Origin of the sequence: Synergistes jonesii (assembly GCF_000712295.1) — a bacterium.
In the GTDB taxonomy this organism is placed as follows: domain Bacteria; phylum Synergistota; class Synergistia; order Synergistales; family Synergistaceae; genus Synergistes; species Synergistes jonesii.
The window spans coordinates 159,488-179,785 of the sequence record NZ_JMKI01000031.1 but is presented as its reverse complement, the minus strand read 5'-3'; the positions used below and the strand labels follow the sequence as shown (position 1 = coordinate 179,785).

The window sequence follows — 20,298 nt, the reverse complement described above, 5'->3', positions numbered from 1 at the left end:
ATGAGCGCCGAGGTCTGGACTCTCGCGGAAGTCCGCGGAGGAAAGATACATCCCGTGTCGCGCGAACTCCTCGCGTGGGGCAAAGAGCTTGCCGACGCGCTCGGCGCGCCGCTCGCGAGCGTGGTCGTCGGCAGCGGGATAAAGGAGCAGTCGGCGTCGCTCGCCGCTTACGGGGCCGACAAGGTCTACGTCGCCGACGCTCCGGAGTTTGAAAATTTCAAAGCCGACATAACGTCCGCGACGCTCGCGGAGATGATAGAAAAATACAAGCCTTCGATTCTCATCGCCTCCGCCACGACGCAGGGGCGTACCGTCATGCCGATGCTCAGCTCGCGCATAGGCTGCGGCCTCACCGCCGACTGCACGGAGCTGGCGATCGACAGAGAATCGAAGCGGCTGATACAGACGCGCCCGGCGATAGGCGGCAACGTGATGGCGGACATCAAGACTAAGGGGCGCGACCCGCAGATGTGCACGGTGCGCCCGAAGTCGAAGCGCCCCCTTTCGCCCGACGCGTCGCGCGAATGCGAAACGATTGAATTTGCGCCGAAGAAAGAGCTGCTCGAATCCCTCGTCAAATTCATAAAGTTCGAAGCGGAAAAGAGCGTCGGGCTGCCGCTGCAGGAAGCCGAGATCATCGTCTCCGGCGGCAAGGGGATGAAGAACGCGAAAAACTTCGCGCGCCTCGAAGAGCTCGCTCGCCTGCTCGGCGGCAGCGTCGGAGCGTCGCGCATGGCGGTCGACCTCGGCTGGGCCCCCTACTCCGCGCAGGTCGGGCTCTCCGGCAAATCCGTCACGCCGCGCCTTTACCTCGCGTTCGGCATCTCCGGCGCCGTGCAGCACATCGCCGGAATGAGCGGGGCCGAGACGATCGTCGCGGTGAACCAGGACCCCGAAGCGCCGATCTTCCGCGTCGCGGACCTGGCGGTGCAGGGCGACGCGATGGAGATGCTGGGCGGGCTCATCGAGGCCGTGAAAAAATACAAAGGCCTTCGGTGATGGGCTACGGCTCGCTGACAAAAGAAATTTTCGAAGAGCTCGCCTCCGCGGTCGGGCGCGCCGCCGCCATTATAGACGCAGACGCGCTGGAAAACTACGCTTACGACCAGGCGGGGCGCGTATGGGGGCATATGCCCGAGGCCGTCGTCAGGCCGCGGAACACGGAGCAGGTCTCCTCCGTCATGAAGATCGCGAGCAAATACCGCATACCCGTGACGCCGCGCGGCGCGGGCAGCGGGCTGAACGGCGGGGCCGTGCCGCTCGCGGGCGGCGTCGTCCTCTCGCTCGAACGAATGAACAAAATCCTCGAGATAGATAAAATCAACCGCGTCGCAGTCGTCGAGCCGGGAGTCGTGACGAACGACCTCTGCCGCGCCGCCGCGGCCGAAGGTTTTTTGTACGCGGGCTATCCGATGAGCACGGAGACGAGCTTCATCGGCGGAAACTTCGCGACGAACGCCGGCGGCGGCAAGGTCATACGCTACGGCAGCACGCGCCGCCACGTCCTCGGCGCGGAGGTCGTGCTCGCGTCGGGCGAAATTTTGCATCTCGGCGGGCGCTTCCGCAAGGACACGTGGGGCTACAGCCTTTTGAACCTGCTCGCAGGAAGCGAGGGAACTCTTGCGATCGCCACGAAGCTCATCGTCAACCTCGAACCGAAGCCCGGCAAGGTCGTGAACCTCTTAGCCTGTTACCCAGACGTCGAAAAGCTCGTCGAGAGCGTCGCGAAGGTGATAGGCTCCGGACGCCGCATAATCTCCTGCGAATTCATGGACAGGAACCTCGTGAAATACACGACCGAATATCTCGGCTGCGCGCTGCCCGAGCAGGAACGCAGCGAGGGCTATCTTCTGATACAGGTAGAGGGCGACACGGACGAGCAGCTCGAAGAGGGCTACGAGACCGTCGGTAAAATCTGCCTTGAGGGCGGCGCCTTCGAAGTCTTCGTCGCCGAGAGCCGCACGGATTCCGCGGCGATGTGGAACGTGAGGCAGAACGGCCTCGAGGGGATGCGCGCGCGCGACCCCTACGCCTGCGCCTCCGGCGACCTGATGGTGCCCCTTTCGGCGGTGCCCGAGATGCTGCGCCGCATCAAAAGGATAAGCGGCGAGTGGAACGTCGAGATAGGCATCATCTCGCACATCGGAGACGGCAACCTGCACCCGATCCCTCTGAAGCCGGAGGGTATGACGCCGGAGCGCTGGGCCTCCTACGCCGAGGAATTTTTCAGCGCGCTGATAAACGAGGCGATATCGCTCGGCGGCGTCGGCAGCGGAGAGCACGGCGTCGGCCACGTCAAGCAGAAGGTGTTGACCGAAAACAAAACGCCCGCGGAGCTCGAGATAATGAGGGGGATAAAAAAAGCCTTCGACCCGCAGAACATTTTAAATCCCGGAAAGATGTTCTTCAAGCTGCAATAAAGATAAAACGTCACGCGGATCTGTTCGCGGCTGACGCCGCTCACAGTAAAAAAAGCGAAGGGCGTCAGCACTGAGCAAATCCGTGTGATAAAAACATAAAAGATAAATGAGGCGCCGCGCGGCGCATTCAAAAGATCGTCGTCTGTCCGGCGGAGTGTTTTTCCATCTTTCGCTTCTTAGGCATTTCGCCCTCTCCAAGCTCTCCGAAAAGTAGCGGGGAATTGGGGTCGTGCCTGCAAAAATTTTTCGCCGCGCTCTTCGATGAAAAATTCGCGTAACAATAGAGGCATCCGTTTTTACAGCCGTTGTAGGCCCCTATATCGACGCTCTCGGCGCACCCGCAATAGGCGCGCCGGTTTTCATCTTTTTTGACGTTCAGCCTGCGGTTGAGCAGCTTGCCGAATAATCTGTCGTCGATGCATCTTGCGCGCTGAATGCCGTATTTTTCTAAATCAACGGCTTCAGCGCAGGCGTCGATCGCCAAATTGTATCGGCGCGCGATTTCGGCCAATCTTGCAGCGATATTTTCTTGAATCTCCGGCGTGAACGGCTCGATATCAAGTCCCGAGATATTTCTCTCGGTATTTCTGTAAAAATCCAAAAAGCTGAAGGTGCACTTTTTAGTATATTTCGATAAACGCTTTGCAAGTTCCTCAAAATATTTAACATGGTATTCGACGTTGTAGGTCTTGTTTACAAAAATCGGGTCATAGCGCCAAATCACCCTCTCCGGACCTATCATATCAGAAAGGGCTGCGAATGCCGGAATTACGCGGTTTTTCTTTGACGGCACGCCTCTTTCGATTTCTTTGCCGTAAGAATTCACTGTGAATTGAAAGTAGTAGCTATCTTGATAGCCGTAGTTTCCCAGCTGCTTAAGCTTGTCCAACATAGGCACGGGGTTTTTCGTCCAAAACACAAACCCGTCGACGACGTCGGGCGTCAAGCTGATTTCGCTGATCTGCTTCGCGTTCATTGGATTCCGCACCAAAGCGAAGCCGGCTTTCAGTCTGTTGAAAAACCATTCGGAGTAATATGTCGGTTCTTCTGCTTGCGCTGATAAACATTTCAGCCGCCGAATAAAACAGATAGCGGATAGAAAGTAAGACGGCAATTACTGCGGCGCGATAACGTCATCGTCTCCTCTGTCCATGAAGCATCTGCATCGCCGCGCAACCGGCGGCGACGGCGGTGCTGGCGCGCATTATCCTTTTTCCGAGCGTCACCGGCACGAAGCCGTTTCCTATCAGTTCCGCGCCCTCCCGCGGCGACCAGTCCCCTTCGGGGCCTATCGCAAGCACGGTGCTTTCTTCTATCTCTATAAGGCGCAGAGGCTTAGAATCCGGCGAAAGCATCGCGGCGAGGCGCTGCTTCGGCAGAGCGCCGAAATCGAATTTTTCAAAATCGCGAGGCTCGCGCAGAAGAGGCGGCGCCGCAGCGCCCGCCTGCTTCGTAGCCTCGTCGAGTATCCTGCGCCAGCGCGTCATCTTCTCGGCGAGCCGCGCACCTTCGTAGCGCGGAACGCTCCTCTCGCACACGAGCAGATGTATCTCGGCGGCGCAGGTCTCGGCGCAGAAGCGCAGCGCGTCGTCGAGCTGGTCGTTTTTCAGAAGCCCCAGCAGCAGCTCGACGCGCGGGATTATTTTTTCCTCACCGCACCTCGACAGCTCGCGCGCCGTCACTTCGCCGCCGCCGCATTCGAGGCGCAGCTCTATCTTTTCGCCGCGCAGCAGCCCTTCGACGAGCGAGCCGGTGTAGCATCTGCGCACACGAATCAGATGGTGGGCTTCCTCCGCTCCGACGTGCCAGACTTCGCCGTCGAAGAGGCACCCCTCAAGCCTGAGCCTTGGCAGCGACACCCCACCACCCTCCTTTTGCGAGCTCTTCGATGGGTCTCATGCCCGCCTCCGCGAGCGCGGAGAGAAATACGGGCTTTTCCCTTTCCAGCATCCCCGAGAATATCGCGACTCCTTCTCCGCCGATAGCCGCGGGAACGTCCGCCAACATCGTAGTCAGCGGGTCGAGCAGTATGTTGGCCGTCAGGATGTCGGCTCTGTGGCCGAAATCCTTCAGCAGATCGCCAGTCTTGAGGTCGATCTGCTGCGGGTCGAGCTCATTCAGCTCGAAATTTTTGCGCGCCTCTTCGATGACCGTCGGGTCTATATCGCGCGCGTAGGCGAACTTAGCGCCCATCTTCAACGCGCCGATCGTCAGGATGCCGGAGCCCGTGCCTATGTCGGCCGTGACGCAGCCCTCTCTGATATATTTTTCGAGCAGTTCGAGGGCGATCTGAGTGCTCTCGTGATAGCCGGTGCCGAACGCGCTCCCCGGATTGACGTAAAGAGCGACGCGGCCTGCCGGCTCGGAGCCCTTGTGCCACGGAGCGAGCACGACGAGGCGCCCGCCGACCGGCAGAGGCGGGAAAGCCTCTTCGACCGCGACGTTCCAAGGCTGATTCTCTATCTTTCCCCAGTCCTCGACTTCCACGCCTGGGAAAACCTTCATCACGGCAAGCAGCCTCTCGCGCCAGGCGCCTATCTCCTCGCTGCTCCTGTAGTAGACGCGAAGGCGCAAAGCGCCGTCCGGCAGCTCCTGCATCTCGGTGCCGATGCTTCCGGAAATGTCCGCTATCGAGAAGAGGTTGTCCTCCTGCGACGAGTCGGCCTTTATCGTTATATACCACCAATAGTTGTCGTTGTTCCGCACGGCGTCCAGCCCCTTTCACGCTCTTTAGCGGGCGCCACGCCCGCACAGCCGTTATTCTACTCCATTATAAGCTTTTATGATATTCTATCAGATATATTTGCGCGGCCGGCACGCGCCGCGCGCTGCGGGGGCTTGCTAAATGAAAAAATTTATCGCGGCGCTGCTGCTCGCCGCTACGCTTCAGGCGCCGCGCTGCTTTGCCGAAGGCGCGAAAAATTTCTGCGGCACGACGGAAGAGATGCTGAACGCCGAATACTGGATAAAGCGCGCGAAGAACGCGGGCGCCGTGCTTCTCGACGCGGACGGGACGGCGCGGCTTAGCGCGGAAATCAGAAAAACGCCTGGCACATATTGTACGGATATACTGGAGTACGCCGAGATGCTGCCGCGCGAAGCCGTGCTGAAGAAGATGGCGCCTTTCTCAAAGCGCCCGGACTCGCCGCGTTTCATCGGCTCCGAGCCGGCAGGAGAAGACTTCTGGCGGCGCGTCGAAAAGAACGCCGACGCCGAAAGCGTCGAGGAAACGACTATCGTCCGCTTCGCGACAGCGGCGCGGAACGCTGAGATAAAGGCCTATCCCTGTGGGGGGCCCCTTTACGGCAGCGCCGGCGACCTCCTCTTCGACATGAACGCAGAGAGCACGGTCAAGATATGGGAGCCGCTCGCCGCGCTTCACGAATCTAAGGATGGGAAATATTATTTCGTTGAAACGCCCAGCTGCTCGGGCTGGATAAGCAAAGATGACGTAGCGTTGACCGACAAGAGGACGTTGCGCGAAATATTCTCCGGCGGCTTTTACGTTGTAACGGCGAGTCGCGCCTTTTCCGACATAAGGAGCTCGGAGCCCGAGAAGGGGCGCCGCGAATTTCTTATGGGGACGAGGCTGCCGGCCGCCAACACCGACGAGGAGGACGGCGTATCGTCGCTCTTCAGCCGCTGCTTCCTCGTGCCGCAGCGCAGCGAAGACGGCTCTCTGAAGATTACGACGGAGCGGCTGCCGCTCTCCGCCGGCCTTTCGCGCGGCTTCCCGCCGTGCACCCAGGTGAACGTGATAAGGCAGGCCTTCAAGACGCTCGGCGAGCGCTACGGCTGGGGCGGGAGCTTCTCTTCGCGCGACTGCAGCGCCTTCGTCCGCGACCTCTACCTCACCTTCGGCGTGGAGCTGCCGCGCAACTCGTCGGCTCAGGCGAGGGTTCCCGCCCATATCGACGTGTCGAAGATGAGCGCCGCGGAGAAGGAAAAGCTGTTAGCGTCGGCGCCGGCCGGAACGATATTGCAGATGCCGGGGCACGTAATGTTGCTGCTCGGCACTGTCAAAGGCAGGCCGTACGCCATCCACTCCGTCTACGCCCTCGGCCCTTCCGGCTCGGGCGGAGCGGAGGGCAGGAGGACGATAAACTGCGTCGCGGTGACTGATATGGAGATGACGAGAAAGGACGGCAGCCGCGTGATAGAAAGTATCGCGAACGTTGTCCCCATCAACGCCAGATAAAAATATGAACGGACCGTTGAGGCGCATATCAAGCGCCCCTTTTACTTCAGCGCGGCAGCTCTGGTCGCCGGTGTCGCTAACAGATTCCTAATTCGAATTGGAGCCTGTTTTTATCTGTCATTTTATCTTGACTTGGAGTCGGCTAAAGGCCATAGAATACGGCTGAGTATTTAGAAATTCTGCTTTGATCGGACGTCCGGAACATTATTCATAGGAGGTGAACTACGCTGCTGACGAAGAGAATCGTGGATCTGCTGATGACGCTTCTGCTGCTGCTTCTGATGGCGTTTCAGGTGACGGGAGAAGAAGCGCACGAGCGGCTGGGGATGGCGATGTTCGCCCTGTTTCTGCTGCACCAATGGCTCAATCGCCAATGGTACCGTGCCCTGTTCAAAGGACGTTACGGGCTTCTCAGAACCATATGGACTGCGGTGAACATGCTGCTGCTGGGAGCCTTCCTCATCACGGCCGCGAGCGGAATGGCGATGTCCCGACATATCCTCTTTTCTGCGGACGTTTGGCCGGGGATATACTGGGCCAGATCGGCGCATCTTGCGGGGGCCTACTGGAGCTTCATCCTGATGAGCGTTCATCTGGGGCTGCATTGGGGAATGGCGGTCGGACGCCTGCCGGCCGGCCGGAGGGGCGCGAGCTTGAACATCCTCGCCGTTCTGGCGGCCGGTTATGGGCTTTACCTATTCCTCACGATGGATATACCGTCCTATCTCTTCCTCACCACACAGTTCGCCTTTTTGGATTACGATAAGGCGGCGCCCTTCGTGCTGGCCGAGAACCTTGCGATGATGTCGTTCTGGGTTCTGCTGGCGCACCAGGGATACAAAGCGCTCGCAGGGCTTGTCTCGAAACGTTGGCTGAGCCTGTTGCATCCGGCCCTGACGCTCGGGGCCGCGGGCGGTTTTTCCGCACTGCTGTTCATGATTTTCGGCGGCTCCTCCGGGAGCTCTTGGTAGAGAGAAAGGAGATCTATTGTGCCCAACTGCTTCGGCATCCTCATCGGGCCGACCTCTTTCGTCGTCATCGGCCTCTTTCATCCAGTTGTCATCAAATGCGAATATTACTTTTCCGAAAGGATATGGCCGCTTTTCCTGGCAGGAGGGCTCGCCTTTTGCGCCGCGTCTTTGTTCGCGGAGCATCTCCTGCTCTCCGCCGTCCTGGGAGTCGTGGGTTTCACGCTGCTGTGGAGCATACACGAACTGAAGCAGCAGGCCAAACGCGTCGAGAAGGGGTGGTTTCCTAAAAACCCCAAACGCGCGCCGAAGAACTGATCTCCCCATGAACCAAGAGAAGAGCCGCGCTTTTTTGCGTGCGGCTCCGCTGATCGATTCTACCTCAGCGCGACCGCCGCGGCGAAGCCGCCTTCCGGCATCGCCGGGGAGGCCGCGGCTATGAGCAGCCGACCGGCCGCCGGCGTCACGACCTCTTCGACCGCGTTGCCGAAATAATCGGTCAGCACGCCGACGCCGTCGCCCTTCAACAGCTCGTCGCCGACGGAGGCCTCGCCGCGGTAAAACCCTTTTTTCGAGGCGCGCAGCGCGATCAAAGCTTTGAAGCGGCGCGGCGGCAGGGGCGAAAGCGCCTCTCCGCCGAGCGCTCCGGCGAATTTCAAAGCGCCGACGATTCCCCTGAAATACGTTCCCGCATCAGACGACGCGCCTCCCGCAGCGAAAAGCGCCGACGGCACCCCCGCCTCCGCGGCCGCCTCGCACTCGCCGCCGAGGACGAAGGGCGAGCCGCGCGTCACTTCAACGACGTTCGGCGGAGCGAAGGCTTCGGCGAGCAGCCGAGAACCCTCCGTTATTTTTTCCCCCGAGCAGCTGCAATAAATCGCGAAGGGCTCCAGCTCCGCCGTCGCGTCGCATCCGCCGAGGGCGATATGATAATCCGCCTTCGCGACGACGTCGTTCAGCAGATGATACGCGAGGGCTTCGGAATAATCTCCGCGGGTATTTTTTTCGCCGAGCCGCGCGGCGAACGAGCGGCGCGCCTCGAAAGCGGCCACGTCGGCCGCCGCCGCTATCGTCAGCGTCCCCAGCAGCCTCTTGTTCCTGAGGAACCTCTTCAGCCCGATGGCCGCGGCTATCGCGGAATATTCGCAGCCGAGCGCCCCCGCGGTGATCGCGACGCGGGGGCCGTCCTCCGCGCCCGCCATTTCAATCACCGGTATCGTTATTTTTTCCTTCGCGGCCGTTTCATATTCGAGATATTTTTCTGATACTCTCATGGCTTTCCCTCCCGCAAAGCGCCGGTACAATAAAAATTTTTCAATCTCGCTGCGCGCGTTCGAAAGTTCCGCCGCGTAAACGCGGCTTCTCTTATACATTTTATTGCAAAAAAAATTTATTGCAAAAAAATTGAGCCGTAAAAGCGGCCCAATTTCGACAGCGAAAGGCGCCGCGGATTTTATTCTCCGAGCATCGTCAGCGCGAACACCTTCGCCTCGTTGAGCATATAGGCGATCTCCGTGTATTCGTTCGGCATATGCGGGCAGCCGCTCTGCTGCCCCCACACCGCCGCCGGTATGCCCGCCTCCCTGTAATAGGCGGCGCAGGTCCCGCCTCCGACGCCGCCGACCCGCACATTCAAGCCGGGGAACACGCCGGCTATCGCGGAGCTAAGGACCTTCACGACGGGCGCGCCGGCTTCCGTCGGCTCCGCGGCCTCCGTGTACTGCGGGAAGGTATAGCCGATCTTCACGCGGTATTTTTCCTGCGCTTTCTTGACCTCGGCTTCTACGACCTTCTTCACCTCGGCGAGGGGGACGGAGGGCAGCACGCGGCAGTCGAAGCAGAAGCGTTCGACGCCTGGCACCGTATTCACGTTGTCGACGTTGGCGCAGCGGCGCGTCGGCTCGAATGTCGAGCGGGGAGGATCGAAGCGCTCGTCCTCCTCGGGGAAGGCCGCGTGCAGCGCTTCGTCGAGCGACACAGAAAAGGCGTTCGCCGCGCGGCAGGCGTTGATTCCCTGTTCCGGGGTGCTCGCGTGCGTCTGCTTTCCTTCGGCGGTGAATTCTATCCAGCAGATGCTCTTTTCGGCGACCTCGATGAAATCGCCCTCCTTCGTACCCATGTCCGGCACGACGACGAGGTCCTCCTTATCGAAAAGGCCCTCCTTGATCAGATATTTGATTCCGTAATCGCTGCCGACCTCTTCGTTCGCGACGAAGGCGAGACAGACCTCGAACTCCGGCGTCAGGCCCAGCTCCTTCAGCGCGTAAAGCGCGTAGAGCGACGAGACTATTTCCTGCCCGTTGTCGTTGACGCCGCGGCCATAAATGCGCCCGTCCTTCACGACGGCGCTGAAAGGGTCGGTTTCCCACAGCGAGAGCTCTCCCGCCGGCACGACGTCCATATGGGCCGCTATCCAGAGGCGGCGCTTCGTCCTTCCGGGAAAGCGCAGCACGACGTTCGGGCGCTCCCCTCCCTCCGCGGCCGGGTCGGCCGGCGCGTATACCTCGGCCTCTCCGAAGCCGAGCTCTTTGATTTTTTTCAAAATATACTGCGCCTTGCGGAATTCCCCGCTTCCCCCGTCGATCGGGTTTATCGCGGGGAACGCTATCATTTCCGCCAGGGTCTTCGTCATCTCGGACTCAAGGGATTCGAGCTTTGCGAAAAGTTCTTTTTTCATTGCCGGCACCTCGTTCTATATTAGATATCCTTCAATTACATTTTATACCAGCCGGGCGGCTTTGGCGCGAAAAGCGCGCAAACTTCGCCGCCGCTTTTGAATCTCCGCCGGCCTACGGCGCGCTACAGCGCCGCTTTCGCTCCCGCCTCCACGGCCCTGACGATTTTATTTATCTCCTCTTCGCCCATTTTGACGTTCAGCGTGAAGGCCGTCGCGCGCGAGAGCTTTTCGTCGGCCTGGGCGAAGCTCTCCGGCGCGTAGGAGGGGGTTTTGTTCCCGAAATATTCTTTTTCGCCGATAGCGGCGAGCGCTTCCCAGTGCTTCGCGTAGTGCCATGTGTTCTCTCCGATTATCGCGCAGCCGGCGCCGGCCTCTTTCGCGGCGGCCTGGAATTTTTTCGCGGCGGAGGCGGTCGGCAGCATGAATATCGCGTGAGTCGCGCTGTCTCCCGCTTCGTCGTGCGACGGGCGCGGCGCGAGCCCCGCCGCCCTTCCCGCGTCCATTATCTTCTTTTTCTCGGCGCGCAGCGAGGCCAGCGCCGCCGGCAGCTTCGATAAGGCGACGACGCCGAGCGCGCCCTGCAGCTCGCTTATGCGGAAGTTCACGCCGAAGCCGAACTTCCCTTCAGCGCCGCGGTCATGTTCCTTGCTGTGTATGTGCCCGTGGTCGTGATAGCAGTCCATCGCGAACCAGACGTCGCGGTCGTCCGTGAAGAGCATACCCCCCTCGCCGACGGTGAGGGTCTTGTTCGGATCGAAGCTCCAGGCGCCGCAGTCGCCTATCCCGCCGAGCGCGCGCCCCTTATAAGTGCCCCCGACGACCTCGCAGGCGTCCTCGACGACGGGGAGCTTGTATTTTCTGCCGAGCGCCGTGAAGGAATCCATATCCGCCGCCGCGCCGAACATGTGCACCGGCATCAGCGCCCTCGTGCGCGGCGTGATCAGCTTTTCCGCCGACGCGGCCGAGAGCGAAAGCGTCTCGTCTATCTCTCCGAATAGCGGCACTGCGTCGCAGGCGACTATCGCTTCGACAGTCGCGATAAAGGTGAAGGGGGAGGTGATCACCTCGTCGCCCGGCTTCACTCCGACCCCCTTCAGCGCCGTGATCAGCGCCGCCGTGCCGCTCGACAGCGCGAGCGCGTAGCGCGAGCCCGTTATCTTCTTCGCCGCGGCCTCGAACTCCTCGGCGCGGTAGACTCCCCCGCGCTGCTCGTGCGAGCCGTAGCGGTGTATCATCCTGCGTCTTATTACGTCGGCCGCCGCCCTTATCTCGTCGTCGTCAAAAATTTCCGTGCCTGCCATTCTGCGTCACCCCTTGACTATTCTTTTGTAAACATCTTCTATCCAGCCGCGCGCGGCCGCAGCGCGCCAATTTTCTCCAAAGCAGCTGCGCCACAGCTTTCCCATGCCGAGCACGCTGCGCGTCATCTTCTCTATATCCAAGCGCGTGACGCCGTAGTTCGACGCGCGCGGCACGGGAAAGCCGTTCGCGGCGAGAAAGCCCTTCGTCTCCGCGCAGCCCGCAGGGTAAACGTCTTCGAGCGCGCACATCGAGATCGTCACCGCGACGCTGTGCGGCAGACGCGGCGCGCAGTTGCTGAGGCCGTAGGAGATAGCGTGAGCCGCGCCGACTCGTCCCGTGACGGAGCTGCTCCCGCCGAGCAGGGAGGCCGCCGCGGACTTAATCGCGAGCTCCGCGCTGTAGCGGCTCAGGTCGTGCGAAAGGACGTGGCGCGCGAGCTCTACGCCCTCCTGCGAATCGGCCTTGGCGTCCGCCGCGCTCGTCTTGCTCGCCAATATCTCGCAGTGGTGGAAATAGCTGTCGAGCATCGTGAAAAACCTGTTGAAATGCGGCGCGTCCCTCGACAGCTCCGGGTCGATCACCGCGAGCTCCGCCTGCACGTAGCGGTTGTTTATGCCGAGCTTCCTCTCCGGCCCGCGCAGCACGGCGATAGGCGTGACCTCCGCGCCGGTGCCGATGAGCGCCGGCATCGTCCAGACGTCCGCGCCCTTGTTCATCTCCATGTCGAAGCCCTGATAGCACTGCGCCGGACGTGGGTTTGCGAGACAAACGGCCGTCGCCTTCGCGAGGTCCATCGCCGCGCCGCCCCCCACTCCGACGAGCGTGTCCGGCTGCTCCGCCAGCTCCCGAATCTCCGCGCGCAGAGAATCGACGTCGGAGGTGCGCGGCTCGGAGGAGGTCGCGTCGAACTCGAAAAGGTTTTTCTGCGCGAAGAGCGGCGCGAAACGCGGCTGCTCCTTCAGCGCGGAGTCGACGACGAAGAAGGCGCGCCTCCCGCGCTCCCTAAGCTTCGCAAGGAGCTCACGCACTCCGTCGCCGGAAAAAACCACCTCCGTCGGCAGCTCGACGCGCCAGAAGGGCTGCATTTCTGTAAAACTTTTTATATCTTCGGCTATCCTGATCATAAAAATTTCCCCATTTCTTTAAAGCCGCCGCAGAGCGGCGCGTCCGCAGCTCGGACGGCCGCGAATCAAAATCCGCGGCGAAAATATTTTTCGATTCTCGTCAGATCCTCGGGCGTGTCTATCTCGATGGTATCGCGCGCGGCCTCGACGCACTTTATCGAGCGCCCGCGCTCTATGACGCGGAGCATTTCGAGGCTCTCCGCCTTTTCGAGCGGCGTCTGTTCCATAGCGGCGAATTCCAAGAGGAAATCGCGCCGCCAGCCGTAGGGGCCGATATGCTTGTACCATACGCCGCCCTCGTTCCGCGGATAAGGTATAGGCGAGCGGCTGAAATACATCGCGCGCCCGCCGCCGTCGAAAACGGCCTTGACCACGTTCGGCGCGGCGACCTCTTCGGAATTTTCGATCCTCTTCACCAGGAGGGCGAGCATTACCGAGCGGTCCGCGTCGAGCGCCGCCACGAGGGAGTCTATCATATCCGCGCCGACGAGCGGATCGTCCACCTGGACGTTCAAAACGTAATCCGCTTCGATCCTCTTAGCGGCATAGGCGACGCGGTCGCCGCCGCTCGGAAGCTCGGACGGCGTCATCAGCGCCTCGCCGCCGCCGCGCGCGACGACCTCCGCGATTCGTTCGTCGTCGGTCGCGACTATGACGCGGTCGACAGAGGGACAGGAGCGGACGTTGTTCAGGACGCGCAGAACGAGAGGAACGCCGGCAATTTCTACAAGCGGCTTGCCGGGCAGCCTTGTGCTGGAATATCTTGCTGGAATCACTGCAAGGGTCTTCATCCCTCTAACCCTCCTTGCACGGCGGCCTATGCAGTGTATGGCCGCGTGCGCGGCTTTATCGGCTGCCGATTTTTGGTTAGATGCAGAGGCTACACCAAAAGTTTCCTTTTGTCAAATTTTTTGACGGTCCTCACAGGGGGGGAATCATTTACGCCGGCGGAGCGTGGAAGCAGGCGGCGATAAGAAAAGCGCGGCCGAACGGTTCCGCCCCGTCCGGCCGCGCCGCAAATTTTTTCTTTCCGCGCCGCTACATGGTCTCAAGCGAATATATCGTCCAGCGCAGAGATTCGGCTTTCCGGCACTCCTTGTAGTCGCCCTTCAGGAAGAGATTGCGAAAGACCGCCTCGCCGCCGGGCTCGATCGTCGTCTTCTCGATGTAGACGTCGCCGACCTCCCTGCGCTTCTCGCCGATGAAGACGATGGCGGCGTTGAAGACGACCGGCCTCTCCCCCTTGTTCAGCAGAGTGACGCTCACGCCCTCCGACGTGACCTTGAGCCCCGCGTAGCGGATCGGATCGCCGTCCGGCACGTATCCCCTTTTGCTGAAGGCCGCGAACGACGCCGACGCAAAGCACAGAATGATAAGCAGAGCCGCCGTGAATTTTTTCATCGTTAAACCTCCATGCGTTTTAGTCTCGTTATTATAACAGAATCATCCAGGCGCGCCTTGCGCCGAATTATCTCTCGTCCGATACGCCGCCGTCCGAGCGGTAATATCTCGTGAAGGGCCTGGCGTCCGGCCCGGCCGGGGTTTCTTCTCCGCCGGCCCAGGATATCGCGGTCTTGGCCGGGTTGCCGTACCTCACGCGCAGCGGCTCGTCTCCCGCGGGAGAGAAGGCGCGGCTCTCCCCCCGCTTCATCAACCCCTCGAAGAGCACCCTGCCGCCGATGGAAAATTTTACCCATACGACGCCCTTGGCCTTCACTACGAGCGTCGGCGCCGCGTTCACGGGCACGCTCGCCTTCGCCTCTGCGCCGGCCGGCGCCGGGGCTTGCGCGGGCCGAGGCTGCGCCTTGCCGTCCATCCAGCCGAGGTCTATCGACGGCTCGGCGGAGGCCGGCGCCGCATCCTGCGAAAGCGCTGCCGGCGCGGCGGCGTCCTGCGAGCTTTCCTCCGTGACTGCCGCCGTCCCGCCTTGCAGCGGCGTAGTGGCCTCGTTGGTTATCTCGCCGCGGTACTGCCACGTTATCCACGCGGCGGCGACTATCGAAAGCGCCATCGCTATCGGGATGCATATCTTGAGCGCGGAAGGACGCCTGTAGGGCTCCTTGGCTGCGATGCCGGCCCGCACGCTCCTATCGCCGGGGCGCGCGTTCGCGGCGCTGTTTATATTTTTAAGGAGGGGTCCGTAGCGCGCCCACAGGTCTTCCGCTCTGAGGTATTCGCAGTACTGCTTCATAAAGCTGCGGCAGAAAGGCCCCCTCGGTATGATGTCGCTATTTCCCTCTTCTATCGCTTCGATATATTTTTTCTGTATCTTTATCGCGGCGCGGACGTCTTCAAACGTCAATCCCTGCGCTTCTCTCAGTTCGCGAAGCTTGCCTCCGAGCTCTTTGGCCGTTTCTTTTATATTCGTTTCGTGATCTTCCTTCTGCGAGGTCTTGACCTCAGCCGCCATGAACATTACCTCCTTCGGGCGAGTCTGCGCATCTCCCTTATCACAGACGCCGGCGACGGATGTCCGAAAACGGCGCTGCCGGCGACGACGACGTCGCAGCCGGCTTCGGCGATCTGCGCGATATTTTTTGGCCCGGCTCCGCCGTCCATTTCGATAAGATAGTTAAATCCGCGTTCGCGGCGCAACTCCGACAGCGCGCGCGTCTTATTCAGCGTCTCGGCGATGAAGGACTGCCCGCCATAGCCCGGGTTGACCGACATCACAAGGATGAGGTCCGTCATATGCATAACGGGCGCGAGCAGCTCCTCCGACGTCCCCGGATCCAGCGCGACGCCGGCGTAGAGCCCGGCGTCCTTGATCTTCTGCAGCGCGCGGTAGATGTGCTTCGCCGCTTCGATATGGAGCGCTATCAGCGACGCTCCGGCCGAGATGAACATATCGAGGAAATCCTCCGCCGGCTCGACCATTATATGCACGTCGAGGAACGCGCCGGGATATTTTCTGCGCAGCGCCTTGACGAGCGCCGGCCCGTAGGAAAGGTTCGGCACGAAATGCCCGTCCATTATATCCACGTGCAGCCAGTCGGCCTCGCCCTCGAGCGCCTCTATGTGCCGCTCCATGTTGAGTATGTCCGCCGAAAGGAGCGACGGGGCGATCAAAATCCCGCCGCTCTTCTTCAATTGTAGCGATCCTGCCATACGAAGTCACCGCCCAGGAATATCGTTATGCGCGCTTCTCCGCTGTAAGGAACGTTCATCGAAATATATTCGCCGCTCTTCGCTGTGCCGTCCTTAAGCACGCGCGTCCCCATCTCGTCGGTCATCTCGATTTTAAGCGAAAGGGGCCTCGTGAGCGGCGGGACCTGATAGCGCACCTTCGCGAGCTTCGCCGCAGAAGCGGGCGGCTGCGCCGGCTTCTGGGCCCGCGGCGCTTCCTTTGGAGCTTCGGCCTTCACCGTCTCCTTTACGGGCTCCTCATTCTTTTCTTCCTTCGTCTCGCCTCTTCTCTCCGCCCCCGCGACCTTCGTCTCCTGCTCCTTCACCTCCGGGAGCTTCGACGGTATCGTCGTCGGTTCCGTCTCCTTTATCACGACGCGGCGCACCGCTTCGGCGCGTTCTTTATCATTGTCCTGCTGAGGCGGAACGTCGTCGGCGAGCTCGGAGGCGATCGGGGTCCTCGCGAAGGTCAGGTTCACCGCGGAGCCGGCCGGCACCTTCGTGCCGCTCTTCGGGCGCGAGGCGAGCACGCTCCCGGCGGGCACCGACGACGACGGGGCCTCGGCCGTCTGTCCGAGGCGGAGCCCAAGCTGTTCTATCATATCGACGGCGGTGTTTCTGTCGTTCCCGCGAAGCTCCGGTATCACGACGAAGGGGCTTTCCCCGTTCACTCCGCTGCTTACGAGCAGGCTGACCATGCAGCTCGCCGCTACCTTCTGCGGCGACGACGGGTTCTGGGCTATTATCGTCCCGGAGGGCTTCAGCTTGTCCGTGACGCGCTTTATCTTATCGACCTTGAAGCCGGATTCGCTGAGCTTTTTGACCCCATCTTCAAACTTCATCCCGCGCACGTCGGGTATAGGCAGTATCGCGCCTCCCTTGCTGACGCGCAGGAGGACGACCTTTCCGCGCGAAACCTTTTCTCCCGCCTGCAGGTTCTGCGAAACGACGGTATCGGCCGGCAGCGCCGAGTCCACCTTATCGACCTTGGCGAGCAGCCCCTTCTCCTGAAGCGCGTCGACCGCGTCTACGATCTGCATTCCCGTAACCGACGGCACCTCGGAGTCCTTATCCTCCACGAAGACCATCCTTATGCCGATGTAAGCGCAGCCGATAATCACAAGAAACGCAAATATCATTCCCCAACGGTGGAACTTTCCCATTAGCCTGCCTCCTATTTTCTCTTCGTGAGAAGCGCCGTATAAAAACCGTCCACCCACGGCAGCGCCGGGAAAATGACGGTGCCGTACGGCTTGCCCTTGTTCATGAACGCGGCGTTTCTCAGGTGCGGCATCTCAAGCAGCTCCGGATGGCGCCCCATCACGTCCGCGACGACCTTTTCGTTCTCTTCGCGGAAGAGGCTGCAAGTACTGTAAAGCAGGAAGCCCCCGGGCTTCAGCAGAGACGCGGCGCGTTCGAGCAGCTTTCTTTGCAGATCGCCGTTCTTCTGTATCTGTTCGGGCGACATGCGCCATTTGCTTTCGGGATGACGTCCCCAGGTCCCGCTTCCGGAGCAGGGAGCGTCGAGCAGTATCGCGTCGGGCTCTTCGTCCGGGACGAGTTCGAGCGCGTCGCCGCTCTTGAACTCGACGCGGCTCTCCGCTTTCATTCTAACTACTTCAAAGCGCGCTGCGTTTATCTTTTTCTCAGAGAGGTCCCACGCCTCGATGCGCGCGCCGGGCATCGTGTCGGCGAGCTGCCCGGTCTTTACGCCGCGCCCGCAGCACATGTCGAGAATCCTTCCGCCCTTCGCATAGCCCGCGAGCAGATCCGCGGCGAGCATCGAGGATTCGCTCTGCGGCATGACCATCCCTTCGCCGAAGCCCGGTAGGTCTACGGGATACGGGTTTGCCGCGGTGCGGACGGAGAATTCGAGGAAGGGGGACGCCCATCCTCTGCGCCCCGACGCGTTATAGCGCTTTATATACTCCTCCCTCTCCACGCCGCGCGATAGGCGCAGCGACAGATACGTCTTCATGCCGACGGCGCGGACGAGCTTTTTCGCCTCCGCTATCGAAAGCTCCTTCGACCACTGCGCCGCGGCCCATCCCGGGACCCCCCAGTAAAGGGCCTGGTCGCGCAGCGCGCTGCTCCTCTTCAGGCTTTCGAGGAAGCCCGCAGATTCGTCGGCGACGGTATGCAGCACGGCGTTCACCAGCCCTATATCCCTGACGTCGCCGCTGTTTTTTATCGCCTGCACGAGGCCGTTCACGAGGACGGGAAGCACGAAGTGCCTGAGCTCAGCGATCCCGGCGATGCCTATCATAAGCGCGTTCGCAGTCGTCTGCGGCAACGCACGCGGCTGACGCCTGCAGTATTTGAGCAGCACGGCCTTCCACAGAGTCTGGCGGCGCAGCGTGCAGTAGACCAGCGTGCCGACGAGCTTGCGGTCGCCGGGAGCTATATCGCTGTAAATTTTGCGCAGCGCTTCGGACGCGAATCCGCCCTTCTGCACCTCGCCGTATATCGAAAGAGCGGCTTCCAATCCCCTCATCGAATCAACCCCTTACGAAAAAAGAGGCAAAACGGCCTGCCTCTTTTATTTTACACTATCCGGCGGAGACACGCCGGAGCGCGACGGCGCCTCAGCTGCGGCGCGAATTGCGCAGAGCCAAAAGCCTCACGAGCTGCAAAACGGTCATCACCAGCGCCGCGACATAGGTGAGCGCCGCGGCGTCGAGCACCGACTTCGCTCCGGAGAGCTCCTCCTGCGTCAGAGTGCGCGTTTCAGAGAGCAGCTTGAGCGCGCGGGCGCTCGCGTCGAATTCGACCGGAAGGGTTACAAGGTGGAAGACGAGCACGCCGCAGAAAAGAAGTATCCCCGCATTCAGCAGATTCAGCGAGCCCAACAGCAGCCCTATCAGGAAGAGCGGCATCGACAGCGTAGAGCAGAACTGCACGCCAGGAACTATCGAGTTGCGCAGGCGCAGGAAGGAGTAGCCCTCCTGGTCCTGTATCGCGTGCCCCACCTCGTGGGCCGCTACACCGATCGCCGCTATGCTGCGGCTCGTCTCTACGCTGTCGGAGAGGCGCAGGACCTTCGCGCGCGGGTCGTAGTGATCCGTAAGCTGCCCCGATATATGCTCGATCGGAACGCCGGAAAGGCCGCGCATATCCAGCAGCAGGCGGCCGACGCGCTGCGCCGTGACGCCGCTTTCCGCGCCGACCTCGCTGTACTTCGCAAAGGTGCTCTTGACCTTGAACTGCGCCCACATGGAGAAAATCAGCGCAGGTATAAGCAATATCATCGTAGAATCAAAAAACGGATAGTACATCCGCGACACCTCCTATTTTATTAGACAATACTATTATAGTCTAATTTAGTCAAAATTTATGCACCGCGATAGAAATCCGCTATCTCGGAGACGACGCACTGCTGCTCCTCCGGAAGAAGCTCAGGGAACATCGGCAGCGCGAGGACCTCGTCGGCGAGCATCTCCGCGACGGGGAAATCTCCTTTTTTATAGCCGAGGTATGAGAAGCAGTGCTGCAAATGCAGCGGCAGCGGATAATAGACGCGCGTCGTGACGCCGCGCGCGGCCAGGAACTTCTGCAACTCGTCGCGGCGCTTAGCGCGGACGACGTACTGATGGAAGACGTGGAATCCGCCCTTCGCCTCCGCAGGAAGCGTGACGGATTCGAGAAGGTCATTCTCTGCGAAGAGCTCCGCGTAACGCTCGGCGACGATCCTGCGCTCTTCATTCCAGCCTTCGAGATGGCGCAGGCGGACGCGCAGTATCGCGGCCTGAAGCGCGTCGAGGCGGCTGTTGATGCCGACCTCTTCGTGGAAATAGGTGTCGCCGGCGCCGTGGACGCGCAGGCGCTTGATGCGTGATGCGAGATCTTCGTCGCAAGCGACCGAGACGAGCCCGCCGTCTCCGTAGCAGCCGAGATTTTTCGTCGGGAAGAAAGAGAAGCAGCCCATATCCCCGACCGAGCCGCTACGCGCGACGCGCCCCTCTATCATCCTGTGTGCTCCGATAGACTGCGCGCAGTCTTCGATGAGGACGACCCCTCGCGATTTCAGCTCGTCCTTTATCTCTTCGAGCGGGCACATCTGCCCGAAGAGATGCACCGGCAGCACCGCCCTCGTACGCGGCGTGAGCTTCGACAGCACCTCTTCGCTCTTTATGTTGTAAGTGAAGGGATCTACGTCGGCGAAGACCGGGGTCCCGCCGTTTCTCGTGATGCAGCTCGCCGTCGCGAAGAAGGTGAACGGAGTCGTGATGACTTCGTCGCCCGGCTCAAGGTTCAGCGTCATCATCGCGAGGATAAGGGAATCTGTGCCGGAGGCGCAGCCTATCGTGTTTTTGACTTCAAGATAAGAGGCGAGCTCTCTCTCCAGCGCCTCGACCTCGGGGCCCAGTATGAAGTGCTGGGTGTCGAGCACCCTCCGGACGGCGACGTTTACCTCCTCTTTTACGCGGACGTAATTCCTCGTAAGGTCGAACGACGGTATTTTTGCGATCTCTGCCATAGATTA

General features: G+C 60.8%; 20 protein-coding genes. 5 read left to right on the top strand and 15 right to left on the bottom strand.

The genetic code is table 11. From position 1 onward, the window contains the following. Together EH55_RS07175 and EH55_RS07170 are read left to right on the top strand one after the other, a co-directional pair. Entirely contained in the window at positions 1 to 999 is a 999-nt protein-coding gene (locus EH55_RS07175; protein WP_037976141.1) for an electron transfer flavoprotein subunit alpha/FixB family protein, read from the top strand. Beyond that, positions 999 to 2,420, top strand: a complete 1,422-nt coding sequence (locus EH55_RS07170) for an FAD-binding oxidoreductase (RefSeq protein ID WP_037976140.1) — start codon at positions 999 to 1,001, stop codon at positions 2,418 to 2,420. The genes EH55_RS07175 and EH55_RS07170 overlap by 1 nt, the downstream gene beginning before the upstream one ends. A 127-nt stretch (positions 2,421 to 2,547) precedes the next feature. Here the strand turns inward: EH55_RS07170 and EH55_RS07165 are convergent, their stop codons facing one another. The 3 genes from EH55_RS07165 to EH55_RS07155 are packed head-to-tail and all read right to left on the bottom strand — an operon-like array spanning position 2,548 to position 5,126. Continuing rightward, positions 2,548 to 3,534: a DUF1848 domain-containing protein gene (locus EH55_RS07165; protein WP_201769355.1), complete on the bottom strand. Its 987-nt coding sequence runs from the start codon at positions 3,532 to 3,534 to the stop codon at positions 2,548 to 2,550. Positions 3,535 to 3,553: 19 nt separating this feature from the next. Further along, complete coding sequence (locus EH55_RS07160) at positions 3,554 to 4,279, bottom strand: RsmE family RNA methyltransferase (protein WP_051682730.1); 726 nt, start codon at positions 4,277 to 4,279, stop codon at positions 3,554 to 3,556. Then, complete coding sequence (locus EH55_RS07155; protein WP_037976137.1) at positions 4,254 to 5,126, bottom strand: 50S ribosomal protein L11 methyltransferase; 873 nt, start codon at positions 5,124 to 5,126, stop codon at positions 4,254 to 4,256. Before EH55_RS07155 ends, EH55_RS07160 begins: the two co-directional genes overlap by 26 nt. Positions 5,127 to 5,265: 139 nt before the next feature. On the opposite strand from EH55_RS07155, the gene EH55_RS07150 reads away from it, so the two are divergent. The 3 genes from EH55_RS07150 (at position 5,266) to EH55_RS07140 (ending at position 7,904) form a co-directional block, all read left to right on the top strand. Then, positions 5,266 to 6,618, top strand: coding sequence for an SH3 domain-containing protein (locus tag EH55_RS07150; protein WP_037976135.1), 1,353 nt, complete (start codon positions 5,266 to 5,268; stop codon positions 6,616 to 6,618). Between the two features lie 245 nt (positions 6,619 to 6,863). Next, positions 6,864 to 7,589: a DUF4405 domain-containing protein gene (locus tag EH55_RS07145; protein WP_051682729.1), complete on the top strand. Its 726-nt coding sequence runs from the start codon at positions 6,864 to 6,866 to the stop codon at positions 7,587 to 7,589. Positions 7,590 to 7,607: 18 nt separating this feature from the next. Beyond that, positions 7,608 to 7,904, top strand: coding sequence for a DUF4491 family protein (locus EH55_RS07140; protein ID WP_037976133.1), 297 nt, complete (start codon positions 7,608 to 7,610; stop codon positions 7,902 to 7,904). A 59-nt stretch (positions 7,905 to 7,963) separates the two neighbouring features. Here the strand turns inward: EH55_RS07140 and EH55_RS07135 are convergent, their stop codons facing one another. The 12 genes from EH55_RS07135 to EH55_RS07080 all read right to left on the bottom strand — a co-directional run bounded on the left by EH55_RS07135 (position 7,964) and on the right by EH55_RS07080 (position 20,292). Further along, on the bottom strand, positions 7,964 to 8,860 hold the full coding sequence (locus EH55_RS07135; RefSeq protein WP_037976131.1) for a succinylglutamate desuccinylase/aspartoacylase family protein: 897 nt from the start codon (positions 8,858 to 8,860) through the stop codon (positions 7,964 to 7,966). Between the two features lie 179 nt (positions 8,861 to 9,039). Continuing rightward, on the bottom strand, positions 9,040 to 10,263 hold the full coding sequence (locus tag EH55_RS07130; protein ID WP_037976129.1) for a M20 family metallo-hydrolase: 1,224 nt from the start codon (positions 10,261 to 10,263) through the stop codon (positions 9,040 to 9,042). A gap of 122 nt (positions 10,264 to 10,385) precedes the next feature. After that, positions 10,386 to 11,564 (bottom strand): DegT/DnrJ/EryC1/StrS family aminotransferase, encoded by a 1,179-nt coding sequence (locus EH55_RS07125; RefSeq protein WP_037976127.1) that lies wholly within the window; start codon positions 11,562 to 11,564, stop codon positions 10,386 to 10,388. A gap of 6 nt (positions 11,565 to 11,570) precedes the next feature. After that, entirely contained in the window at positions 11,571 to 12,689 is a 1,119-nt protein-coding gene (locus tag EH55_RS07120; protein ID WP_037976125.1) for an iron-containing alcohol dehydrogenase, read from the bottom strand. Between the two features lie 65 nt (positions 12,690 to 12,754). After that, positions 12,755 to 13,480 carry a 3-deoxy-manno-octulosonate cytidylyltransferase gene (kdsB, locus tag EH55_RS07115; RefSeq protein WP_037976123.1) on the bottom strand — a complete coding sequence of 242 codons (726 nt, stop codon included), beginning with the start codon at positions 13,478 to 13,480 and terminating at the stop codon, positions 12,755 to 12,757. A gap of 247 nt (positions 13,481 to 13,727) precedes the next feature. Continuing rightward, a complete protein-coding gene (locus EH55_RS07110) occupies positions 13,728 to 14,090 on the bottom strand; it encodes a hypothetical protein (RefSeq protein ID WP_037976120.1) in 363 nt (120 codons plus the stop codon). A gap of 67 nt (positions 14,091 to 14,157) precedes the next feature. Beyond that, positions 14,158 to 15,099 carry a helix-turn-helix domain-containing protein gene (locus tag EH55_RS07105; RefSeq protein WP_037976118.1) on the bottom strand — a complete coding sequence of 314 codons (942 nt, stop codon included), beginning with the start codon at positions 15,097 to 15,099 and terminating at the stop codon, positions 14,158 to 14,160. Between the two features lie 5 nt (positions 15,100 to 15,104). After that, positions 15,105 to 15,797: a ribulose-phosphate 3-epimerase gene (gene rpe, locus EH55_RS07100; RefSeq protein WP_051682728.1), complete on the bottom strand. Its 693-nt coding sequence runs from the start codon at positions 15,795 to 15,797 to the stop codon at positions 15,105 to 15,107. Beyond that, a complete protein-coding gene (locus EH55_RS07095; protein ID WP_037976117.1) occupies positions 15,776 to 16,978 on the bottom strand; it encodes a PASTA domain-containing protein in 1,203 nt (400 codons plus the stop codon). Before EH55_RS07095 ends, rpe begins: the two co-directional genes overlap by 22 nt. Before the next feature lie 11 nt (positions 16,979 to 16,989). Beyond that, positions 16,990 to 18,309: an RsmB/NOP family class I SAM-dependent RNA methyltransferase gene (locus EH55_RS07090; protein WP_037976114.1), complete on the bottom strand. Its 1,320-nt coding sequence runs from the start codon at positions 18,307 to 18,309 to the stop codon at positions 16,990 to 16,992. Between the two features lie 91 nt (positions 18,310 to 18,400). Continuing rightward, positions 18,401 to 19,090, bottom strand: coding sequence for a zinc metallopeptidase (locus EH55_RS07085; protein WP_037976112.1), 690 nt, complete (start codon positions 19,088 to 19,090; stop codon positions 18,401 to 18,403). A 56-nt stretch (positions 19,091 to 19,146) separates the two neighbouring features. Further along, the gene (locus tag EH55_RS07080) at positions 19,147 to 20,292 is read right to left on the bottom strand and encodes a DegT/DnrJ/EryC1/StrS family aminotransferase (protein ID WP_037976111.1); all 1,146 of its coding nucleotides are present in this window, start codon (positions 20,290 to 20,292) and stop codon (positions 19,147 to 19,149) included. Positions 20,293 to 20,298 lie beyond the last annotated feature (6 nt).